Source organism: Cohnella rhizoplanae (assembly GCF_948329515.1).
In the GTDB taxonomy this organism is placed as follows: domain Bacteria; phylum Bacillota; class Bacilli; order Paenibacillales; family Paenibacillaceae; genus Cohnella; species Cohnella rhizoplanae.
On sequence record NZ_CAOJCN010000003.1, the window covers coordinates 373910 to 395492 of the forward strand.

Consider the following 21583-nt stretch of genomic DNA (forward strand, 5'->3'; position numbering starts at 1 on the left):
CATGCCGGTCATCGAATATATCGACGCGATCCGCTTGGCCATGAAGGAAGAGATGGAGAGAGACGACAGCGTGTTCGTCCTCGGCGAGGACGTGGGCCTGAAGGGCGGCGTGTTCGGCACGACAAAAGGACTGCAGCAGCAGTTCGGCGAAGACCGCGCGATCGATACGCCGCTCGCGGAATCCGCGATCGCAGGCGTGGCGATCGGCGCGGCGATGGCGGGCATGAGGCCGATCGCGGAGATGCAGTACTCCGACTTCATGTTCCCGGCCGCCAACCAGATCATCAGCGAAGCCGCGAAGATCCGTTACCGCTCGAACAACGATTGGAGCTGTCCGGTCGTCATCCGCGCGCCGATCGGCGGCGGCGTATTCGGCGGGTTGTACCATTCGCAGTGCACGGAATCGGTATTCTTCGGCACCCCGGGGCTTAAGATCGTCGCGCCCGCGACCGCTTACGACGCCAAGGGATTGCTCATCTCCGCCATTCGCGATCCGGATCCCGTCATCTTTTTTGAAAATAAAAAGTGTTACCGCCTCGTCAGCGACGAAGTGCCCGAAGGCGAATATACGGTGCCGATCGGCAAAGCCAACGTGCTGCGCGAAGGCACCGACATCACGGTCATCAGCTACAGCATGCCGCTGCACTTCGCGATGCAAGCCGCCGAAGAGCTGTCCCGCGAGGAAGGCATCGAGGCGCATATCCTCGATCTGCGCACGATTCAGCCGCTCGACCGCGAGGGCATCCTCGAAGCCGCGGCGCGGACGGGCAAGGTGCTGATCGTCCACGAGGACAACAAGACCGGCGGCATCGGCGGCGAAGTCGCGGCGATCATCGCCGAAGAGCTGCTGTACGATCTGGACGCGCCGATCCGACGTCTGTGCGGACCGGACGTGCCGGCCATGCCTTACAATCCGGTCGGAGAGAAGATGTTCATGCTGAACAAGGAAAAGCTGAAGGCGGCCATGCTCGAGTTGGCACGCTACTAAGAACGTCCCGGGAGGAGCTGAACGGACTTGACCAAAAAGATTACCGAAATCATCATGCCGAAGCTGGCCGAGTCGCTGGAGACGGCGACGGTGGACCGCTGGTTGAAAAAGCCCGGCGAATACGTCGAGATGTACGAGCCCCTGTGCGAGTTGATCACCGACAAAGTGAGCGCGGAGCTGCCTTCGACGGCGCGCGGCGTGCTCGTCAAGCTGCTGGCCGGAGAAGGCGAGACGGTGAACGTCGGCAGCGCGATCTGTCTGATCGAGACGGAGGAAGCCGACGCCTATGCGGAGATTCCGGGCGGCGCCCTCGCGGCAGGCCTGCAGCCGACCGATGAGGCCGTACGCGCGGCCGAACGCGATGCGCAGTCGGCGCCGCAGGCGCCGGCACCGGCCGCAGCAGCCGCCGGAGAGATGCGTCAGCGCTACTCGCCGGCCGTGCTGAAGCTGGCGGCCGAGCACGGCATCGACCTCGCCCGACTCTCGGGCACGGGCATGGGCGGACGCATCACGCGCGCCGACGTGCTGGCCGCGGCATCGGCCGGCGGCGCTGCGCCCGAGGCGCAGCGCCCTGCCAACGCTTCGCCAGCGGTGCCTGCGCCGCAGGCACCGGCCGCGTCGCCCGCAGCGGCGGTCACGGCCGCTCCGTTCGAGCAGATGGACGCTCGCGTCCAGGTTCGAACCGGGGGGCTCCATCTATCCGAGTCGCCGCGCATCCCTACGATCGAGATCGAGGGACACGAGCTGCCTGGCCGCGGCGAGTACTTTATCGACGTGACGCCGATCCGCAACGTGATCGCGACCCGCATGCGCCAGAGCGTGACCGAGATTCCGCACGCCTGGACGATGATCGAGGTCGACGTGACCAATCTCGTCGTCCTCCGCAGCAAGCTCAAGGATGAATTCAAGCGGGCCGAGGGCATCAACCTGACGTACATGCCGTTCCTGGTCAAGGCAGCCGTCAATGCCATTAAGGATTACCCGATCATGAATTCGGTATGGGCGACGGACAAGATCATCGTCAAGCGCGACATCAACATGGCGCTGGCCGTCGGTACCGAGGATTCGGTCATCACGCCGGTCATTAAGAACGCCGATCAGAAAAACATCGCCGGCATCGCGCACGAAATCGACGATCTGGCGAACAGGGCGCGGCACGGCAAGCTGAAGCTGGATCATCTGCAGGGCGGCACGTTCACGGTCAACAACACCGGCTCGTTCGGTTCGATCCTGTCTCAGCCGATCATCAACTACCCGCAGGCTGCGATTCTGACGTTCGAATCGATCGTGAAGCGTCCGGTCGTCATCAACGACATGATCGGCGTCCGGTCGATGGTCAATCTGTGCCTCTCCCTCGACCACCGCATCCTGGACGGCGTCATCTGCGGACGCTTCCTGCAGCGGGTCAAGGAAAACCTCGAGAGCTATGGCCCCGAGACCAAGATCTATTGATTTGATCGAACGCGGCGAAGGCCGCCGGCGCTGCGTATCGCAGTCGCGGGCGGCCTTCGCCTTGTGCGCATGGACGACGCGGGATAAAGCACGTCACGCGGTTTGCGAGCGCTCCGGGCTTGCGCTACAATATGGAGGTTAATGGAGGCGAGTCTGACATGCGCATATTGGACACGGCCCGACTCGGGCGCATCGAATACGGAGAAGCCTGGGATCTGCAAAAAGCGCTGATCCGGGAGATCGGCGCGGGAGAGCGCGAAGATACGCTGCTGCTGCTCGAGCATCCGCCGACCTATACGATCGGCACGGACCGTCATCCGGAGCATCTCCTGATGTCTCCCGACGAACTCGCGCGGCGCGGCATCTCGGTGTTCGAGATCGACCGCGGCGGCGATATCACGTATCACGGGCCGGGACAGCTAGTCGGCTATCCGCTGCTCTACCTCGACGCCGAGGGACTCGATCTGCACAAGTACCTGCGGGACCTCGAGGAAGCGCTCATCCGACTGCTAGCGGAGTTCGGGCTGCAGGGCGGGCGGAAGCCGGAATATACCGGCGTCTGGATCGGCGACCGCAAGGTGGCCGCGATCGGCGTCAAGTTCAACCGCGCCCGCGGCCGGCGGGGCTTCGTCACGAGCCATGGCTTCGCGTTTAACGTGAAGCGCGGCGTGGAGCAGGAGGGATTCCAGGGGATCGTCCCCTGCGGCATCCAGGAGTTCGGCGTCACCTCGCTGGAAGCCGAGACGGGGTTGACCCTAACGGTCGAGGAGATTGCCGACAGAGCGCTGCCGCATTTTCGCGACATTTTCGGCTACGACGGCGAGCGGCCCCTTACTGAAGCAGCGATCCGATCGACAGCAGCACGGTAGAGGCGATCATGGCGATCAGCATGACGTAGACGACGATTTTGAACCAGCGCGAGTTGTTCATTGAAGGAACCATCCTTTGCGGCATGATATCTTAACAATAGCTTATCTCTTATTTTAACCGATTTGACGAACGCTTACGAGGAGGTTTCCCATGGTCCAGAGAGAACGGTTGATAGAGGAATTCATGGAATTGGTGCGCGTCGACAGCGAGACGAAGCACGAGCAGGAGATTCGTAAAGTACTCATCGCCAAGTTCGAGGCGCTCGGCCTGGCGATCGAGGAGGACGACGTCGCCGCGCAAATCGGGCACGGCTCCGGTAACCTGTTCGCTTGGCTGCCTGCTACGCCGGGAGCGGAGGGCGCGCCCGTGCTGCTGTTCACGTCCCATATGGACACGGTGGCGCCGGGGCGCGGCATCCAGCCCAGATTGGACGGCGACGGGTATATCCGCAGCGACGGCACGACGATCCTCGGCGCCGACGACAAGGCGGGCCTCGCCGCGATCTTCGAAGCGCTGCGCGTGCTGAAGGAGAGCGGGGCGCCGCACGGCGCCGTACAGTTCGTCATCACGGTCGGCGAAGAATCGGGTTTGCTCGGCTCGCGCGCGATGGACGGCTCCCGGCTCAGGGCGAAGTTCGGCTACGCGCTCGACTCGAACGGCAAGGTCGGCGAGATCGCCGCCGCAGCCATCACCAATTCGCGGCAATATATTACGATTCAAGGAAAAGCCGCGCACGCGGGTGTAAATCCGGAGGACGGCATCAGCGCGATCCAGGTCGCGTCCAAGGCGGTCTCCAAGATGAAGCTCGGCCGGATCGACGATGAGACGACCGCGAACATCGGCCGCTTCGAGGGCGGAGGCGAAGTAAACGTCGTCGTCGACAAGATCAAGATCTACGCCGAGGTGCGAAGCCGCTCGAACGAGAAGCTTGAAGCCCAGGCGGAACTCATGCGGGCGGCCGTCGCCAGTGCTTGCGAAGAGACGGGGGCATCGTTCGAATTCGTCAGCGAGGTCATCTATCCGGCCTATAGCTACACCGAGGAGGACGAGGTCATCCGGATCGCGAGCGCCGCGATCCGCAGCGTCGGGCTGACGCCGAGCTTATTCGCCTCCGGCGGCGGCTCGGACGCCAATATGTTCAACGGCAACGGCGTGCCGACCGTCAATCTGGCCGTCGGATACGAAGACATCCACACGACCAAGGAGCGGATCAAGGCCGACGATATCGTCAAGGTAACCGAGCTTGTCCTCGCCATCGTGGAACAAGCTAGAAATCGTTCGTGAACCGTAAATAAAAGACAAAACCGTCATTCAGCGTAATTCACTGGATGACGGTTTTTTGCTTGTATCTGATAACTTGACCTAAGAACTGGTGGCCGGATCAAGCATCTGCAATCATCGGCCCGATCAATTCGGCGAATAGATGAGGCTGCTTGCGCTTGCGGCTGTCCTGGGTGACGACCGCGACGAGCTTCGCGTCCGGGACGACGTAGACGAATTGGCCGCCGAACCCCTGAGCGTAGTAGTAACGGATGGTATTCGCGCGTTTGCCTTCCGGCGCGCCAGCGAGCTTGGCCTCGGAGGCGGGATATGCGGCGCACCACCAATGCCACGCATAGTTGCCTTCATAAGGCGGGCTTGCGCTGGCGACGGGGCGGACGGCTCTGTCTGCCAATTCGGGCGGGAAGAGCCGCGCGCCGCGCCATTGGCCCCGATGCAGCATGAGCTCGCCTAACTTGAGCAGATCCGCCGGGAGAAGCCGCAGTCCGAAGCCGCCGGTGTGAATCCCCTGCGGATCGGTCTCCCACGCGTATCGCTCAATTCCTAGATCGGCGAACAGCGTCTGCTCGGCGAACCCGGCGACGGACATGCCCGTCGCCTGCGTCAGGATGGCGGAGAGCATCTGAGAGACGCCGGAGTTATAGGTCATCCGCGTCCCCGGAGGCTCGGACAGCGGCTGCTCCAGCACATGCGCGATCCAATCCGCCGTGCGAATCATACGGGGAAAAGAATGTATGCCTCCGAATTCCTGCCAGCGGAAACCCGCCGTCATCGTCAGCAGGTGGAGCAGCGTCATATCTCGCTTGCGGGGGTCGCGATCTGACGCAAGCTGCGGAAAAAACGCCGACGCGGGCGTCGTATCCGGATCTGGCAGCAGCCCTCGGCCAAGGGCGCAGCAGACCAGCGCGGACAAGACGCTTTTCGTGCATGAGTTGATAACCGCAGGTTCCTCTTGCATGAGAGGTTCCCGGTAATGCTCGAAAAGCAGGCGGCCTTCATGGCTGACAAGCAAGCTGCGCGGGTTATAGGATGCGATCGCACCGGACAGATGGTCCGTATTCATATTAAGCGGAGACCGCCTCTGTCTGCGCTGCGGTCGATTCGTCCGGCTTGCGGTACCGTGCGCCTCCGACCGTCAGCGCGACGAGCGCGCCGGCGATCATGACGAAGAGCGCCAGGACGAAGCCGTGCGAGATCGCGCCGCCGATCTCGCCGCGCATGAAGGCCAGGAGGTCGGCCGGCATGCCGGCTGCGCCTCTGACGACCGTCTCCGGATTGGCCAGGCTGCCGGCTTGGTCGGCTGGAATGCTGAACTTGGAGACGGCCTCGCGCGAGCTGTCCTTGAGGCTGGCGTTGACGAGCACGGCCATGACGGAAGCGCCGATGACGCCGCCGATATTGCGCCAGAAGCCGACGACCGAGGAGGAGATGCCGATATACCGCGGCTGTACGGACAGCGCGACCGCGGTCTGGCCGAGACTCATCAGCGGACCGATGACGCCGAGGCCGAGCAGGATCATGATGGCGATCACCTGCCAGTAGGGCATATCCGACCGCAGGTTCATCAGCAGGATGGCTGCGACGATGCCCAGCGCCATGTTGACGAAAAGGATCGTGCGGAAGCGAATGCGGGCGACGAAAAACCCGGAGACGATCGCGCCCCCGATCAGGGAAGCCATCATCGGCGTCAGCACGCCGTTTGCGTTCGTTTTTCCGAGAACGGCCGTCGCGTACAGCGGCAGGTAGGCGATCGCGGAAAACATGATGACCCCCTGACAGAAGCAGAGCAGGCTAATGCCGAGCACGAGACGGTTTTTGAAAATGGACAGCGGAAGCATCGGCTCCTGCGCCTTGCGCTCCACGCCGATGAAGAAGGCGCCGGCCAGCGCGCCGAGTGCGAATAAACCGACGATCTGCCAGGAGCCCCATGCATAATCCTTGCCGCCGAGCTCCAGCGCCATCAGCACGGATACGGTCGACGCTACGAGCAGAATCGCGCCCCAGTAGTCGATGCGGGGCTTTTTCTCCGCCTTCGATTCGCGGAGCGAGAAGACGAGCACGAGCATCGAGGCGAAGCCGATCGGCAGGTTCACGTAGAAGCACCAGCGCCAGCTCATCTGCTCGGAGATCAGCGTGCCGAGCTGGGGACCGGCTACGGAAGACAAGCCGAATACGGCGCCCATCACGCCCGATAGCTTCGCCGCCTGCTTGGGATCCGCGAACAGCGTGAAGATGATGGAGAACGAGATCGGGAACACCGAGCCCGAGCCGATCCCCTGGATGACGCGGTACCAGATGAGCTGGTCGATCGTCTGCGCCGTTCCGCACAGCGCGGAGCCGAGGAGGAACAGTCCGATGCCGATCAGATAAAACCGTTTGCGGCCGAACATGTCGGACAGCTTGCCGAAGATCAGCATGGTGCTGGTGGAGGCGAGCATATAGGCGGTGAACACCCAGGACACTTTTTCAAAGCCGCCGATGTTCTCGATCACCTTGTTCATGCTTGCGGACACGATCGTGTTGTCAAGCGAGGCCATCAGCAGGCCTAGCGCCATGGATAACACGATGAGTCCCGTTTTTTTGGACGCGGTTGACATATTTAAAGTAAACCTCCTATTCGATGATTAAATCGATCGCAGCACGCCTTCATCAGTCGTCGGCGCCGGTGAGCCGTTTCAACGCCTCGCGCAACGTCTGTGCTTTGGATTCGTTCAGCTCGATGCCGATATCCAGGCACAGCGTCTTAGACGCCGGCATGTCCTTCCCCCATTCCGTCTTCATCCGCTCAAGCTGCACCGCCTCCGCGTCCGTCTTGCGGATCTCGTCGCGAATCCAGTCGGCAAGCGTTTCCTGGTCCGTATACTCCCCGAAAAACATCCGCACGAGAAAATCGGAGCGGTAACTGTCGTTCTCGACGGGGGAATGCAAGTATTGCTCGAACTGCGCCCTGCCTTCCGAGGTGAGCGAATAAACGTTTTTATTCGGACGTCCTTCCTGCACGACGCTCTCCTTGACGATATAACCGAGCGCCTCCATCTTCGCGAGCGTCGGATAGATCGTTCCGAAGCTGGCATCGAAAAAAAACGACAGCGGCATCTCCAGCTTTTGCTTGATCTCGTAACCGGACAGCGGCGCGCGGTGCAGCAAACCTAGTATGACATCCTGGCTGTTCAAGCGAAGTCCCCCTCGGTTTCATGCGGATTTTCTCTCATCGATCCCGGCTTTATTATATCGATACGATATATATCGAGTCAATATATAATTTGGCAAAAAGCAGGAAAAAAATCGAAGTAAAACCGGAAAGTAAATTTTACAAAAAAAATAGTTTGTTTTAAGATAGGAATTAAAATCGTCCGGAAGGGAAGAACAACAATGATCGGCTTAAAGGAGATCGCCGAGATCGCGAACGTATCGATATCCACCGTGTCGAACGTGCTGAACGGCCGCAAAAACGTCGGCGCGGAGACCAGAGAGCGCGTACTGCGGATCTGCGAGGCGCATGGCTACGCGGTCAACGGGGGGAAGAAGGCGAGAGCCGAACAAAACCGTACGGTGCTGTTCATCTTTAGCGACTTCGATCGCGATTTTTACTTAAAGATCATCCAGGGAATCAGCGACTGCCTTACGGAAAACGGCTTTAATCTCGTCATCTGCACGAACAAGTCGAGCGGAGAATTCATGCGGGCCAGCTTCGCCAGCGGCGCCATCTGCCTCGACGCAAGCATGTCCGACGAATTCCTCGCCGGCGTCGCGGCCCAGGAAATGCCCGTCGTCCTGATGGACCGAATCATGGAGAGCGGGAATGCCAACGCCGCGAGCGTCATCGTGGACAATTACCCGGTCATGTGCCAGTTGGTCCAGGCGCTGGCGGACCGCGGGATGAAGCGGTTCGGCTACGTAGGCGGCCTCGGCTTCACGCTGGACAATCAAGAGCGGTTCGCCGGCTTCTCGGACACGCTGGCGCGCAACGGCATCGTTTTCGACCAGCGATATTACTACCACGGCAACTACCGCGAAGACAGCGGCTATCAAGCGGCCAAGCTGATGCTGCTGAGCAACGATCTGCCGGAGGTCGTCGTCTGCGCGAACGACAACATGGCGCTCGGCGCGATCAGAGCGTTCGAAGAACACGGCGTCAGCGTGCCCGAGGATGTGTCCGTCACCGGGTTCGACGATTCGGCGATGGCGGCGATGGCGGGGCTGACCACGGTCGCGATCCCCAGGTACGAAAGCGGTTATCTGGCAGCCAAGAAATTGCTGGAGCTCATGGGCGGCGAGGACGCTTCCGCCGATCCGTTCAAGCTGAGCGCGACGATTCGCTGGCGGAAAACAGTTAAATAGGATTAGGATAAGGCGTTCTATGCTAAGATGTCACATTTTACTTGATTTTACTTAAAAATTTACCCCTAAAATGTATTTTGGCTGTATAAACCACATTGACAGCGATTTCAATTGCTTTTATAGTGGGTATATAAGTATTGTGTTTATTAAATTTTACTCGTTTCCAAATGAGAAGGGGGATTATTCAGTGAAATTAGTAAAAAGAACCTCGGTTTTACTTACGGCAACGGCTCTGGTCAGCCTGCTGGCTGCTTGCGGCGGCAACTCGAACGATAATCAACAAGCCGGCGGCGAGAAGCTGAAAAAAATTTCCCTTTTCCAATCCAAGGTCGAGATCGCCGAGCCGCTCGAAGCGCTGGCCGAGACGTATAAAAAAGAAACTGGCAACGAAGTGGAAGTATGGGGCTCCGCGGGGGACGCCTACATGACGCAGCTGCAAGCCAAGCTTGCGGCCGGCGAAGGACCGACGATCTTCAGCGTGGGAACCGGCGCGGAGGCGATTAAATTCAAGTCTTATTACGCGGATCTCTCGAACGAGGCTTTCGCCAAAAATATCGCGCCGGACATGGCCCTCAAGGACGGAGACAAGATCGTAGGCGTGCCCTACGGCGTAGAGGGCTTCGGACTCGTCTACAACAAAAGCCTGGTGGATCCGAAGGATGTATCGGATCTCGCGTCGTTCACGAAGACGCTCGAGAAATTCAAGGCCGAAGGCAAAAACGGGCTGAGCCTTTCCCAGGAAGCGTACTTCCTGATCGGACATATCATTAATACGCCGTTCGCGCTTCAGTCCGATCCCCAAGGCTACATTGAAAAGCTGAACAAGGGCGAGGTCAAGATGGCCGATACCAAGGAGTTCCAAGAGTTCGCCAAGTTTATGGAGGCGATCAAGACCAATACGGTGAATCCGATGGAAGTAAAATACGATACGCAGATGGGCGACTTCGCGACTGGCAAGACGGCGATGGTTCACCAAGGCAACTGGAGCTACGGGATGCTGAGCGACTATGGCGACCTGGGCTTCGAAGTCGGCATGATGCCGCTGCCGCTCGCCGGCAACGATAAGATCGCGGTTGGCGTGGCCAGCAACTGGGTCGTCAACAACAAGGCGGACGCCGATCAGATTAAGGCTGCATCGGCGTTCCTCAACTGGATGTTCACAAGCGAGGCCGGCAAAAAAGCGATCGTGGACGAGTTCAAATTCATCCCGGCGATGACGAATATCGACGCCGCCAACCTGGATCCGCTGTCTCAAACCGTATTCGAAGCGACGAAGGCGGGCAATACGATCCCTTGGGCGAACAACTACTTCCCGCAGGGCGTGATCATCAACGACCTCGCCCCGGCGACGCAGGAGTTCTTCCTCTCCAAGGACATGACGGGCGAGCAGTACCTGAAAAATCTGGATGCCGCATGGGCAAAGGGCGCCAAGTAAGACGCCCCGCTCGGATGGCCAAGCGAAAGCCTAACCCGAATATGGCGTTAGGCTTTCGCTTTACGGGCGGGGGTTGCCCCGCTCATCAATCGAATCGAGGTGATTTCCCTTGTCCAAGAGCAACAAAGGCTGGTTTGCTTTATTTACCGTACCGCTGCTGCTCGTCTTCACGACGGTGGTCATCATCCCGTTTATTATCGGGATCGGTTATTCCTTCGTGTCGTGGGACGGCATTCCCGCCAATCCTAAGGTATTCGTCGGCTTCGACAATTACGCGACGCTGCTTCGGGACGACCGCTTTCTGACATCGGCCTGGCATACGATCGAATTTACCGTGCTCGCGCTTATTCTCGTCAACGTGCTCGGGCTCGCTTTTTCGCTGCTCGTGACGATGAAGCTTCGCGTCAGCAACGCGGCGCGCACGATGTTTTTCATGCCGAACCTGATCGGCGGCCTGATCCTGGGCTACATCTGGCAGTTCATTTTCACCGACGTGTTCAAATATTTGGGCGACAAAACGGGATTCGACTCCGTGTTTTTCAATTGGCTCATACACCCGCAATTCGCTTTGTACGCGATGGTCATCGTCTTTACGTGGCAGATGGCGGGCTACACGATGATCATCTACATTGCCGGCATTCAGGGCATTCCCGACGAGCTCGGCGAAGCGGCAAGAGTGGACGGCGCGAATCTGTGGCAGCGCCTGACGCGGATCATATTCCCGCTGCTGATGCCTTCGTTCACGATCTGTCTTTTCCTTACGCTGTCCGGCGCGTTCAAGATTTTCGACGTCAACCTGTCGCTCACCAAAGGCGGGCCGAACAATGCGACCGAGCTGTTCGCCATGAATATATTCAATGAAATATTCGGTTACGGCCATTACGGTCTTGGGCAAGCCAAGGCGATTATCTTTTTCGTGCTCGTGGCCGCCGTCACCATGACGCAGGTCATCATCACGAAAAAAAGGGAGGTCCAGTATTGATGAACAAAGCGAGCCGAACGTCTATCAGCGCATTGCTCGCATTGCTCGCGCTGGCCTTCCTGTCGCCGATCTACTTGATGCTCGTCAATTCGTTCAAGGACCGCGCCGAGCTCTACAAAAACGCGCTAGCGCTGCCGGATTCCTTCAGCTTCCAGTATTACGCCAAGGCGATGGACAAGATGAACTTCATGTCCGCCTTCGGAAATTCGCTCTTCATCACAATCGTATCCGTCGCCTTCGTCGTCGTCCTCGCCTCCATGACGGCCTGGATGCTCGTGCGGACGGACAATCGGCTTAGCCGTATCATCTTTCTCGTGTTCGTCTCGACGATGCTCATTCCGTTCCAGACGCTGATGATGCCGCTCATGCAAGTTATGGATTGGATTCGAGGCAATCTCCATATCCCCATGCTGAACACGCGCGGCGGCCTTATTTACATGAACATCGGCTTTCACGCGAGCATGGCCGTGTTTTTGTTCCACGGATTCATCAAGTCGGTGCCGATCGCGCTCGAGGAAGCCGCCACGCTCGACGGCTGTACCAAGTTCGGCGTGTTCTGGCGCATCGTCTTTCCGATGCTGAAAACGATCACGATCACGGTGGCCATTCTGGACGTGATCGCCATGTGGAACGATTACCTGCTGCCGTCTCTCACGCTGTCCGACAAAGGGCTGCGCACGATTCCGCTATCGACGTTCTACTTCTTCGGCGAATTCACGATTCAATGGAACCTCGCGATGGCGGGTCTCACGCTGACGATCATCCCGGTCGTCGTATTCTATATGTTCGCGCAGAAGTACATCATCAAGGGCATCGCGGCGGGCGCCGTTAAGTAATGAACCTTCATGATTAAATGAACTGAATCGCAGGGACAACAAGACGATCGCATGGGGGTAACGGCAGTGACGGAGATCAAACGGACATGGTGGAAAGAAGCAGTCGTCTATCAAATCTATTGGAGGAGCTTCTACGACTCGGACGGGGACGGCTGCGGCGACCTCGAGGGTCTCATTCAGAAGCTGGATCATATCGCGGGGCTCGGCGTTGACGTCATCTGGCTGAATCCCGTATACGAGTCGCCCGATCTGGACAACGGTTACGACATCTCCGATTACGAAGCGGTCATGCCGAAGGCGGGCACGATGGAGACGTTGGACCGGCTGCTGGCCGAGGTGCACCGCCGGGGAATGAAGCTTATCATGGATCTGGTCGTCAATCACACGTCCGATCGGCACCCTTGGTTCGTCGAGTCCCGCTCCTCGCGGGACAATCCGAAGCGGGACTGGTATATATGGCTCGACGCCAAAGCCGGAGGTCCGCCGAACAACTGGCGCTCGTACTTCGCGCCGTCGGCTTGGGAGCTGGACGCTGCGACGGACCAATATTACTTTCATTCGTTTGCCGTGGAGCAGCCGGACCTGAACTGGCGCAATCCCGAGGTGCGCGAGGCGGTCTACGGGATGATGAAGCGTTGGCTCGACCGGGGCATCGACGGCTTCCGTCTGGACGCGATCGCGCTGCTGGCCAAGCCTGACGGCTATCCGGACGCCGAGAAGCCCGAGGATATCCGTTATCTGACCAACAATCCGGGCCTGCACGATTACCTTCGCGAGATGAACGAGCGCGTATTCTCCGGTTACGACGTCGTCACGGTCGGAGAGGCAGCGTACGTGACGCCGGAGGAGGGGCTCAAGTTCGTCGGCGAAGACCGCGGAGAGCTCGACATGCTGTTTCACTTCGAGATTTGCGACGAGATGCCGGCGTGGGACATGCTGAGGTTCAAACGCATTCAGCGGGCCTGGTACGAAGGTTTGTGGGGCAAAGGCTCGAACTCTCAATTTCTGAACAACCACGACCATACCCGCCAGGTAACGCGTTACGGCAACGACGGTCCATACCGCGTTCAATCGGCAAAGCTGCTCGCGACGATGCTGCATACGCTGCCGGGCATTCCCTATATTTATCAAGGCGAAGAGATCGGTATGACGGGCGTGCGGTTTCCGTCGATCGAGGATTACGACGATATCGCGATGAAGAACCGGTATGCGGAGGAGATCGCCAAGGGACGGGACCCTGCCGAGACGCTCTCCGGGCTGCAGGCGCTCAGCCGCGACAACTCGCGCACGCCGATGCAGTGGGACGACTCATCCGAAGCGGGGTTCACGACGGGGAAGCCCTGGATCAAGGTCAATCCGAACTACCGGGAGATCAACGTCGCGAAGGATCTCGCGGACCTGGATTCCGTTTATGCGTATTATCAAAGGCTGATCGCCCTGCGCAAGGAAAACGAGGTAATGGTGTACGGCGACTTCGAGGAATGGCCGGAGTGGGAGGAGGATGCGCGCTTGTACGTCTACACCCGCAAGCTGGGCGGCGTCTGTTGGCTCATCGTGCTCAATCATAGCGACGAGGCGACGGATATGGCGCTGCCGGCACGGCTGAGCGGACGTACGATGCGAATGCTGCTCGGAAATGAATCGAATGTGGGCGTTGGAGAGACGGAGGGATATCTGAGGCTGAAGCCGCATGAAGCGCGTATATTTGAAGTGAAATAAAGACAGGGACGAGGCGGCCGGAGGGGTTGGCGCGATTCGTCCCTGTTTTTTTGTGCCGGGGAGGGCTTATCCCGTTCGCTCAATGAGCGGGTGGGAGCCCAGCCTTGGTTCTGCCGTGAACGAAGGGGATAAGCCCCATCCGGTGGAAAGTCCATCGTGTGAGCGAAGGGGATAAGCCCCCTCCGGTCCTCGCACGCGCATATATGACTGGCCGGCCCGACTCACGAACGGGACCGAATCTCCTGCCGCATAAAGGCGACGTAAGCCGCTGCGAAGGAAAGGGTCGTCTCCGCGACGATCGCCACGACCTGCGGCCATACGAGCAGCAGACTCTGCCCGAAGGAAAGCGGCGCGTTGACGGCCAGATAAGCCTGATCCTGCGTAATGAACGGATTGAGCGTGCGCGTGTCCGGCAGCATCAACGTCGAAGCCGCTTCCTGGAATAAATAAGCGGGCGACAGCCTCGAGAGCAGCATCATCAAATCCTGATGGCGAATGACTGCGCTGGCCGCGGCCGTATCGGCCGGCGATGTCGCGTTGCCGACGAGGCTCACGATCATGCCATAAAATACGAGGAAGAAAATCCACAAGGCGATTCCGCTGAGCGCGGATGTGGCCGCCTGGCGGAACCTGACGGAAAACAGCAGCGAGAGGTTGAGCCATAAGCCGACGTAGACGACCGTGATCAGCAGCATGAAGACGACGCGCCAGAACTCCTCCGGCGTGGGCGGAAAACCGATCGTCAGCAGTCCCATGCCCATGACGAGAAACCCGAGCGAAAAGACGACGACCGCGATGAGCAAAAGACCCGCGACGAACTTGGCGTTCAAAAAGTCGTCCCGATAAAGCGGCTGAGACAGAAGTCGGCTCAGCGTACCTTTATTCCGCTCCGTGTTCACGGAGTCGAAGCCAAGCGCGATCCCGATCAGCGGGGCGAGAAAAGACAAAAAGGTCAGAAACCCGGGCAGAGAGCCGTCCGTCTCCGTGAACATCCGCAGAAACAAAAAGCTGCTGCCGCCCTCACCCGACGCGGCGTTCGCCGATTGACCGTCCTTCAACGCGGATATAGACGCATACAAGGAACCTGCGCACGCCAGCACGACGATGGCGAGCAGAATGACGAAACGCCAGCTGCGGATATGATCGCCGAATTCCTTGCGGACCATGACCCAGAAGGGGGACGGACTGCGTTCCGAAAATGCCCGGTCTCCCCTCGCGCCGCCTGCGGGGATATAGGCCGGATACAGCTTTTTAATGAAGTTGGCCAAGATTGCCTCCTCCTTCGAAATAACGGTGATAGATCTCGTCGAGACCGTAACGCAGGGGCCGCAGGCCGAGCAGGGAGGCGCCGCTGCCGACGACGGAGGCCGCCAGCTCGGCCGAGACGTCGTCCGTCCCCGAGACGCGGACGGTAACGATGTCCGGGCGGGCCGCCGCGTCCAGGGCGTCGGGCTCCGTCAGGACGACGGAGGTCACGCGGGCAAGGCCGCGCAGCGTCTCGTGGAGCGCGTCGGACCATCCGGCGACGTCGGCCTCCACGGCGTAGGCGGCTTCGCCGTCCAGCAACTGCGAGAGCGCCGCCAGGTCGCCGGAGGCGATCAGCTTGCCGCCGACGAAGAGGCCGACGCGATCGCAGATCTGCTGCACTTGGTGCAAATGATGCGAGGATAGCAGCACGGTGAGCCCTTCGTCGCGGCTGAGCTCGCGGATGAGCGTCAGCAGCTCGCGCACGCCCTCGGGATCGATGCCGAGCGTCGGCTCGTCCAGGATGACCACCTCGGGCCGCTTGATCAGCACGTCAGCCAGTCCGAGCCGCTGCCGCATGCCTCTCGAGTAGGCGCCCGTCTTTTTGTCCGCGGCAGCGCTTAAGCCCACTTTGTCCAGCAGATGCACCGCGCGCCGGCGGGCCTCCGCCTCGGGTACCCGGTTAAGCATGGCCGTGTAAATGAGATTGTCGAGTCCGGTGCGATCCTCGTAGAAGCCGATATCGTCCGGCATGTAACCGACGCGGCGCTTCACCTCGATCGGATTGCGCGTGGCGTCGATGCCGCATACGGTCGCCCGTCCGCTCGAAGGCTCGGCCAGCCCGAGCATCATGAGGATGGTCGTCGTCTTGCCCGCGCCGTTCGGCCCGAGGAGGCCGAAGATCTCTCCGCGCCGGATGGTCAGATCCAGTCCGGACACGGCGGTGAATTCGCCGTAGCGCTTGGTCAGCCCGCTGAGTTCGATTACCGGTGACTCCATGGCTCAGCGCCTCCCGTATTTGCGGAACAGCCAGTAGACGCCGGCCAGGACGACAAGGATAATCAGCACGCCGATCCATCCCCAGAGCACCGAGGTCTTGACCGTCATGCGAATGGCGGCGTCGGCCGACTTTTCGGCCGATTGCGCGGTTAGGCCGACCACGTAGTCGCCGGACAGCGACTTGTCGGAGCTTCGGATCGTCGCCGTCACCGGCACGGACTCGCCCGCTTTGATCGAAGGGATCGTCTTCGGCTCGAACGTCACTTCCCAATCGGTGGGCGCAGTGTTCGTGAGATTTACGTTCGTCAGCTCGGCCGTGCCTGAGTTTTTAACCTGCAGCTCGAGCGTCCGCGTGCCGCCTGCCGTCACGTTTGCGCTCAGCACCTGATTGCTCGTCGAAAAGTCGATCCCGTAGGTGCCGGTAATGACGGCCTCCATCGTGACGCTGGCAGAGGTGCTGCTGTTGGCGGCGTGTACCGGAATCTTGTATGTCTCGGCAGCGGCCTGCTCGGAGGGCGTCAGCGTCAGCGTGATCGACGAAGTCGCGTTCGGCTCGATGTCGACGGCGGTTACGTTGTTGCCGCCCGAGCTGAACCGGGCATCCCATCCGGCGGGCGGTTCGGCGGTCAGGGCGTATTGCTGCTTGCTGGCCGTCCGGTTCGCGAGCGTCAGGTTGTACGTGAACGTCGAATCGCTGTGGCCCTCCATGTTGGGCTGTTCGGCGCTGAGTTCGGTCTTGTACGTGCCCTGTTCAGTGACGTTGATTTTCAGCGACAGGCTGCCAAAAGCGCCTGCGTTGAGCTGCAGCGCATAGCTGCCCTTGGCCACCTCGAATGGGACGAGCACGCTTAGTGAGACGGTCTGCGTCTCCTTTGGCTTGACCGCGATCTCGGAGACGGGGTGTCCGCCTGCCGTCAGGTCGGTCTTCCAGCCTTGCCCTGGCGCCTGATAACTGAGCCCCGCGGTCTGGATGGCGTCTGCGTCGTTGATCAGATCGACGTCGTACGAGATGGATTCGCCGGGCGCGGCCGACAGGCTTACGTAAGGCGTATAGAGCTTGGCGGTTCCCGCCGCCGAGGCCGGCGCGGGCGCGTACAGCGCCGTCAGCCCGAGCGCGGTCAACAGCGTCATTACGAGGCTTAACCCTTTTTTAAATCCCGTTTTGTTCATGACTTTCAAGACCTCCCAGGCGATATTTTTTTCACCTCAAGTACGCGGGAGGCGTTACGGCGGATTTATTTTCGGGCCGGATTTTTACATAAAAAATGGCTTAAAGCAAGCTTAAAATCAGATAAAAATCGCTCCGGGACGGTACGCAACGAGGCCGCGATCTGCTATGAATAAAATAAAACAGGTTGCGAGCGAAGGGGACGTGCGACATGAACGGGACTTCGGCGGAGTCGGTCCTGGAGATGGCCGAGTGGCTGAAAAAGATGGAGGAGGGAGACCCGCGGGCATTCGAAAAATTGTATGCGCAAGCGGTGCCCCTGCTCCTGCCCCTTGCCTGTCAATGGCTCGGGGACCGGATGGAGGCGGAGGATGTCTGCCACGACGTGCTGCTCGCCGTGATTCGCGATCCCGGCCGGTACGACGCGTCGCGCGGCTCCGTCCAGGCATGGCTCGCCGTGCAGGTGAAAAGCCGGTGTCTCGACCGATTGCGTAAGCGCAGCCGGACGGTGCTGCGGGGCGAGGCCGAGGAGCATGAGGCGGAGATTCGGGCCAGCGCGCAACCGGAGGCTGTCGTGCTGGCGCGGATGGAGCGCGAAGCGGTGCGCAGCGCGCTCGGGCAGCTGCCGGGGCTGCAGCGCGAGACGCTCGCTGCGGCGTACTTCGCGGCGCGCAGCCAAAAGGAGCTGGCAGAGGCATGGGAGGTGCCGCTAGGCACCGTCAAGTCACGCGTCCGATACGGTCTCGGCCACCTGCGCAAGGCGCTCGACCGCATGGGTTGGGGCGCGCAGGAAGGAGGCGGGGGCCATGGCTGAAGGACGCTGCGGCGTACCGGAGGAGCGCTGGTTCGATCTGCTTGGCGGCCGCATTGGCGCACGAGAGGCAGATGCGTTGCTCGCGCACAAGGAAGGCTGCGACGCGTGTCGCACTGCCTATGCGCAGTGGGAGGCGATGGTCGGCGTCTCGCCCGCGTTGAGACCGACCAGCCAGCCGGCTGCAAAGCCGCTGCCCGGCACGCATACATCCATGCCGTCGATCGGCACGCATACATCCATGCCGTCGCCCGTACCACATACCGCAATGCACTCTTTCGGCCCGCATACAGCGGTGCCGTCTTCTGGCCAGCCGACCGAGCTATCTCCTGTGCGCAGGCGCATCCTACTTCGGACGGCCGGCATGTACGCCTTCGCGCGCCGGGCGCGGAGGATGACTAACTCGGCGGTCGCGTCCTGGAGGCGACCGGCCATCGCCGCCGTCTCGGGGCTAAGCATCGCCGTCGTCGTCCTGCTTGCGCTGCTCCAGCCGTTCGCCCAGGGCGGTACGCCCGCGGACAGCGTCCTAAGTCCCGCCGCATACGCGCGGATTCATGCGCCGGACGGCGTGTCCGTGCTCGGCGAGCCGGACACGGTCGTGTACGAATCGGGCGAGCCGCAGGCCGTCCGCGCGGGCGCCGGCTTCGGCGCCGGATCGGCGGGCGGCGCCCGTGAGACGCTGTGGATCAACATGCGGACGCACGAGCTGTTTTTGCTCATGGAGGGCCTGCTGCCCTCAAGCCGCACCGACGTGCAGGCATGGGCGCGTTACGGCTCCAAGAGCGCGAATCTCGGGCTGCTTCGCTTCCACGACAGCCGCGCGCATCTATACGCATCGGACGTAAGTCCGGAGGAATGGGAGTCCGTGCTGCTCACCATCGAGCCCAAGGGCGGGAGCAGGACGCCGACGAGTCCGGAGACGGTGTCGATTCCGCTGCGTGCCGCAGCGGAGGATTAACCCTTTGCTCAAGACTCGGAGCTTGATGCCGGACGCGTGACGGATCCGTTATGACGGTCCGAAGACTTCGTTCTCCCGCCCAGGACGCCCCCCAGGAGGAAAGTCGCGAGCGACAGCGCGAGACAGACCGAGGCGAAGACGCCGATCGGCGCATAACCCCCGAGCTGGACGTACAGCAAGCCCGCGATCCATGCGCCAAGGGTGTTGGCGCCGTTCATCGTGGCGTTGGCAAGGCTCGAGATCGTGCCGCGCAGCGTGGCGTTCAGCGACGTGAGCGCGCCCATTATAATCGGGAATAGAATGCCGAGGATGGTAAAAATGACAAAATAGCAGGCAGTCGCCACGGCAAGATGGGGAAGGCGGGGCAGAATCGTGTACAAGACGACGAGCAGTGCCATCCCCGCGCAGACCGCGCGCGATGGGCCGAGGCGGCGGGAGGCATAGGCGCTGACCATGCTGCCGAGCAGGTTGCCGAGGCCCAGGAACAGCATGGCGGTACCGATCTGTCCGACCGGAAGTCCGAAGCGGTCGGACATCCATTTGCCCGCGAAGGCAAAGGCCGTTCCTCCGCCGAGGTGGAGGAGCAGGTAGGCGAGGAATCCGGCGCGTGCCCTGACGCTGCGGATCAGGGGGACATACCGACGGAAAATCAAGCCGAGCGTTCTCGCATCCGCAGCAGGCGGCATGCCGGGCAGGTGCCGGTAAACGAATACGGCCAACAGCAGCGAGGCCGCGCCGATCGTCCAGAACGGTACGGACCAGCCTCCAGCAGCGAGCCAGCTGCCGATCGGCACGCCGAGCGCCTGCGAGGCCGCGAGCCCCGCGTAGGCGACGCCCATCGTCTTGGCAATCCGATGTGCGGGCATGACGGCCGGGATCGCCGCCCATACTTGCGGCGCGGTAAACGCCGCGCTGACTCCCGCCGCGAAGCGCAGCAGGCACATCGTCCAGAAGCTGTCCGCGAAGCCGCAGAGCGCCGTCGACAGGGAAAAGGCGACCAGGCCGCACAACATGACGGTCCGGCGGTTCCAGCCGTCGGAGAGCGGCCCCGCTATCAAGGCGAAGACAGCGGAGCCGAGCGTATAGGCTGCCAGCATCCAGCCCGCATCATCCGTCCGGACGCCGAACTCCGCTTGCAGCGTCGGGAGCAGCGGCGAGATGAGAAACGTATCGGTCCCGATCATGAACATGACGAGAAAAAACAGCGAAGTAAATTTGAACATCGTCGATCACTCCTGAGCTAGGGTTGCTTGCGGTTCCCATTGTATTTCATAATGGTGACAACAACTGTCATGAACCCGGCAAGCATTCACAGATATTAGGAGTGTTGACTTGATGCCTAAATCCAAGCGGCTCATGGAGCTGATGATGACCGTTAACCGCAAGCGGCGGTTCAAGGTGCAGGAGCTTGCGGATGAATTCGGCGTGTCGAAGCGCACGATTCTGCGCGACCTTCAGGAGCTGAGCGAGCTCGGCGTGCCGCTGTATTCGGAGGTCGGGCCCCACGGCGGCTATCAGGTCGTGCGGGAACGGGTATTGCCCCCGATCGCTTTCACCGAGGGAGAGGCCGTATCGATGTTTTTTGCGGTGCATGCGCTGCGGCATTACGCGTCATTGCCCTTCGAGGCCGAATCGGCAGCGGCGCTCGGCAAGTTCTATCTCCATATGCCGGGCGACGTGCGGGACCGCATCGACGCGATGAAGCACCGGGTGGACTTCGTGACGCCGACGAGACGGGGCGATGCCCCTTGCCTCGCCGCGCTGCTCGAGGCGGCAGTGCGTCAGCGGATTCTCTCCGTTGTCTATGCGTCCAGGGAAGAGGGGGAGCGACGTCGGCTGATTCAACCGGTCTGCATTTACGCGAACAACGGGCTTTGGTATTGCACGGCCTACTGCTTTCTTCGGTCGGGCTTCCGCGTATTCCGATGCGACCGTATACGGGAGGCTGAGCCCGACGCCTCGGGACAGCAGCCCCTGGACCTCGGGGAAGTGAAGCTGAGCCGCCGCGAAGCGGCCGAGCCGGTCGATCCCGTGCGGCTGCGCGCGGAGCTGAGTCCTGTCGGCGTGCAGCGCTGCGAGGCCGAGCTGTGGCTGGCGCCGATGCTTGACGTCCGGGCGGACGGGAGCGGCGCGATCGACCGCGACGTGCCGGGCGGCGATATTCCGTTTTTCGCCGATTTTTTTATCGGTCTCGGACAGGAGGCTACGGTAGCGGGGCCGACCGAGCTGAGGATCGCGATCCGGGACAAGCTCGCCGAGCAGCTCAAGCGATATTCATAAGCGGGAGGACCGCAGCCGCTGCCAGCTGCAGCGCGTTATTTCCGCTTGGCGCCGCCCGTTTCGACGACGGCACGCGAGTGAGCGCCAGGCAACAACTCCTTCAGGCGGGCGCTCCTGCCTTTTTCGCGCGTCAAGACCTGCAGCGCGCGTCCGATCTCCCAGGCTTTGCCCGACCAGCGGATGCGGTCGGTTTCAGCGTATCTTTTCAGCATGCCGAA

General features: G+C 60.8%; 21 protein-coding genes. 12 read left to right on the plus strand and 9 right to left on the minus strand.

The window, feature by feature from the left end; all coding sequences use genetic code 11:
- Position 1: 1 nt before the first annotated feature.
- The 3 genes from PQG80_RS08410 to lipB all read left to right on the plus strand — a co-directional run bounded on the left by PQG80_RS08410 (position 2) and on the right by lipB (position 3309).
- Entirely contained in the window at positions 2-988 is a 987-nt protein-coding gene (locus tag PQG80_RS08410; RefSeq protein WP_271750816.1) for an alpha-ketoacid dehydrogenase subunit beta, read from the plus strand.
- A gap of 54 nt (positions 989-1042) precedes the next feature.
- On the plus strand, positions 1043-2440 hold the full coding sequence (locus tag PQG80_RS08415) for a dihydrolipoamide acetyltransferase family protein (protein ID WP_271750918.1): 1398 nt from the start codon (positions 1043-1045) through the stop codon (positions 2438-2440).
- A gap of 158 nt (positions 2441-2598) precedes the next feature.
- Positions 2599-3309, plus strand: a complete 711-nt coding sequence (gene lipB / locus PQG80_RS08420; protein WP_271750817.1) for a lipoyl(octanoyl) transferase LipB — start codon at positions 2599-2601, stop codon at positions 3307-3309.
- Here lipB and prli42 read toward each other — a convergent pair.
- Complete coding sequence (prli42, locus tag PQG80_RS08425; RefSeq protein ID WP_271750818.1) at positions 3272-3370, minus strand: stressosome-associated protein Prli42; 99 nt, start codon at positions 3368-3370, stop codon at positions 3272-3274. The genes lipB and prli42 overlap by 38 nt on opposite strands.
- Positions 3371-3460: 90 nt before the next feature.
- Here prli42 and PQG80_RS08430 point away from each other — a divergent pair, with 90 nt between their 5' ends.
- Positions 3461-4594, plus strand: coding sequence for a M20/M25/M40 family metallo-hydrolase (locus PQG80_RS08430; RefSeq protein WP_271750819.1), 1134 nt, complete (start codon positions 3461-3463; stop codon positions 4592-4594).
- Between the two features lie 97 nt (positions 4595-4691).
- Here PQG80_RS08430 and PQG80_RS08435 read toward each other — a convergent pair whose 3' ends face one another.
- The 3 genes from PQG80_RS08435 to PQG80_RS08445 are packed head-to-tail and all read right to left on the minus strand — an operon-like array spanning position 4692 to position 7765.
- Positions 4692-5654, minus strand: a complete 963-nt coding sequence (locus tag PQG80_RS08435; protein WP_271750820.1) for a serine hydrolase domain-containing protein — start codon at positions 5652-5654, stop codon at positions 4692-4694.
- Position 5655: 1 nt separating this feature from the next.
- The gene (locus PQG80_RS08440; RefSeq protein ID WP_271750821.1) at positions 5656-7188 is read right to left on the minus strand and encodes an MFS transporter; all 1533 of its coding nucleotides are present in this window, start codon (positions 7186-7188) and stop codon (positions 5656-5658) included.
- Positions 7189-7240: 52 nt separating this feature from the next.
- Positions 7241-7765: a helix-turn-helix transcriptional regulator gene (locus PQG80_RS08445; protein WP_271750822.1), complete on the minus strand. Its 525-nt coding sequence runs from the start codon at positions 7763-7765 to the stop codon at positions 7241-7243.
- 198 nt (positions 7766-7963) lie between these two features.
- On the opposite strand from PQG80_RS08445, the gene PQG80_RS08450 reads away from it, so the two are divergent.
- The 5 genes from PQG80_RS08450 to PQG80_RS08470 all read left to right on the plus strand — a co-directional run bounded on the left by PQG80_RS08450 (position 7964) and on the right by PQG80_RS08470 (position 13904).
- The gene (locus PQG80_RS08450; protein ID WP_271750823.1) at positions 7964-8932 is read left to right on the plus strand and encodes a LacI family DNA-binding transcriptional regulator; all 969 of its coding nucleotides are present in this window, start codon (positions 7964-7966) and stop codon (positions 8930-8932) included.
- A 187-nt stretch (positions 8933-9119) separates the two neighbouring features.
- Positions 9120-10367, plus strand: a complete 1248-nt coding sequence (locus PQG80_RS08455; RefSeq protein WP_271750824.1) for a sugar ABC transporter substrate-binding protein — start codon at positions 9120-9122, stop codon at positions 10365-10367.
- A 109-nt stretch (positions 10368-10476) separates the two neighbouring features.
- Complete coding sequence (locus tag PQG80_RS08460; RefSeq protein WP_271750825.1) at positions 10477-11349, plus strand: carbohydrate ABC transporter permease; 873 nt, start codon at positions 10477-10479, stop codon at positions 11347-11349.
- Entirely contained in the window at positions 11349-12185 is an 837-nt protein-coding gene (locus PQG80_RS08465; protein ID WP_271750826.1) for a carbohydrate ABC transporter permease, read from the plus strand. The genes PQG80_RS08460 and PQG80_RS08465 overlap by 1 nt, the downstream gene beginning before the upstream one ends.
- A gap of 75 nt (positions 12186-12260) precedes the next feature.
- A complete protein-coding gene (locus PQG80_RS08470) occupies positions 12261-13904 on the plus strand; it encodes a glycoside hydrolase family 13 protein (RefSeq protein ID WP_271750919.1) in 1644 nt (547 codons plus the stop codon).
- A 221-nt stretch (positions 13905-14125) separates the two neighbouring features.
- Here PQG80_RS08470 and PQG80_RS08475 read toward each other — a convergent pair whose 3' ends face one another.
- Genes PQG80_RS08475 through PQG80_RS08485 form a run of 3 tightly spaced genes read right to left on the minus strand, consistent with a single transcriptional unit; the run spans position 14126 to position 17318 of the window.
- Positions 14126-15172, minus strand: a complete 1047-nt coding sequence (locus PQG80_RS08475; RefSeq protein WP_271750827.1) for an ABC transporter permease — start codon at positions 15170-15172, stop codon at positions 14126-14128.
- The gene (locus PQG80_RS08480; RefSeq protein WP_271750828.1) at positions 15156-16148 is read right to left on the minus strand and encodes an ABC transporter ATP-binding protein; all 993 of its coding nucleotides are present in this window, start codon (positions 16146-16148) and stop codon (positions 15156-15158) included. The genes PQG80_RS08475 and PQG80_RS08480 overlap by 17 nt, the downstream gene beginning before the upstream one ends.
- A 3-nt stretch (positions 16149-16151) precedes the next feature.
- Positions 16152-17318: a COG1470 family protein gene (locus tag PQG80_RS08485; protein WP_271750829.1), complete on the minus strand. Its 1167-nt coding sequence runs from the start codon at positions 17316-17318 to the stop codon at positions 16152-16154.
- A gap of 209 nt (positions 17319-17527) precedes the next feature.
- Here PQG80_RS08485 and PQG80_RS08490 point away from each other — a divergent pair, with 209 nt between their 5' ends.
- Both PQG80_RS08490 and PQG80_RS08495 read left to right on the plus strand, forming a co-directional pair.
- Positions 17528-18130 carry an RNA polymerase sigma factor gene (locus tag PQG80_RS08490; protein WP_271750830.1) on the plus strand — a complete coding sequence of 201 codons (603 nt, stop codon included), beginning with the start codon at positions 17528-17530 and terminating at the stop codon, positions 18128-18130.
- On the plus strand, positions 18123-19085 hold the full coding sequence (locus tag PQG80_RS08495) for an anti-sigma factor (RefSeq protein WP_271750831.1): 963 nt from the start codon (positions 18123-18125) through the stop codon (positions 19083-19085). The genes PQG80_RS08490 and PQG80_RS08495 overlap by 8 nt, the downstream gene beginning before the upstream one ends.
- Positions 19086-19093: 8 nt before the next feature.
- On the opposite strand, the gene PQG80_RS08500 is transcribed toward PQG80_RS08495, so the two are convergent.
- Positions 19094-20308: an MFS transporter gene (locus PQG80_RS08500; protein WP_271750832.1), complete on the minus strand. Its 1215-nt coding sequence runs from the start codon at positions 20306-20308 to the stop codon at positions 19094-19096.
- Positions 20309-20420: 112 nt separating this feature from the next.
- On the opposite strand from PQG80_RS08500, the gene PQG80_RS08505 reads away from it, so the two are divergent.
- Entirely contained in the window at positions 20421-21365 is a 945-nt protein-coding gene (locus PQG80_RS08505; protein WP_271750833.1) for a helix-turn-helix transcriptional regulator, read from the plus strand.
- 35 nt (positions 21366-21400) lie between these two features.
- Here PQG80_RS08505 and PQG80_RS08510 read toward each other — a convergent pair whose 3' ends face one another.
- The gene (locus PQG80_RS08510) at positions 21401-21577 is read right to left on the minus strand and encodes a hypothetical protein (RefSeq protein ID WP_271750834.1); all 177 of its coding nucleotides are present in this window, start codon (positions 21575-21577) and stop codon (positions 21401-21403) included.
- Positions 21578-21583 lie beyond the last annotated feature (6 nt).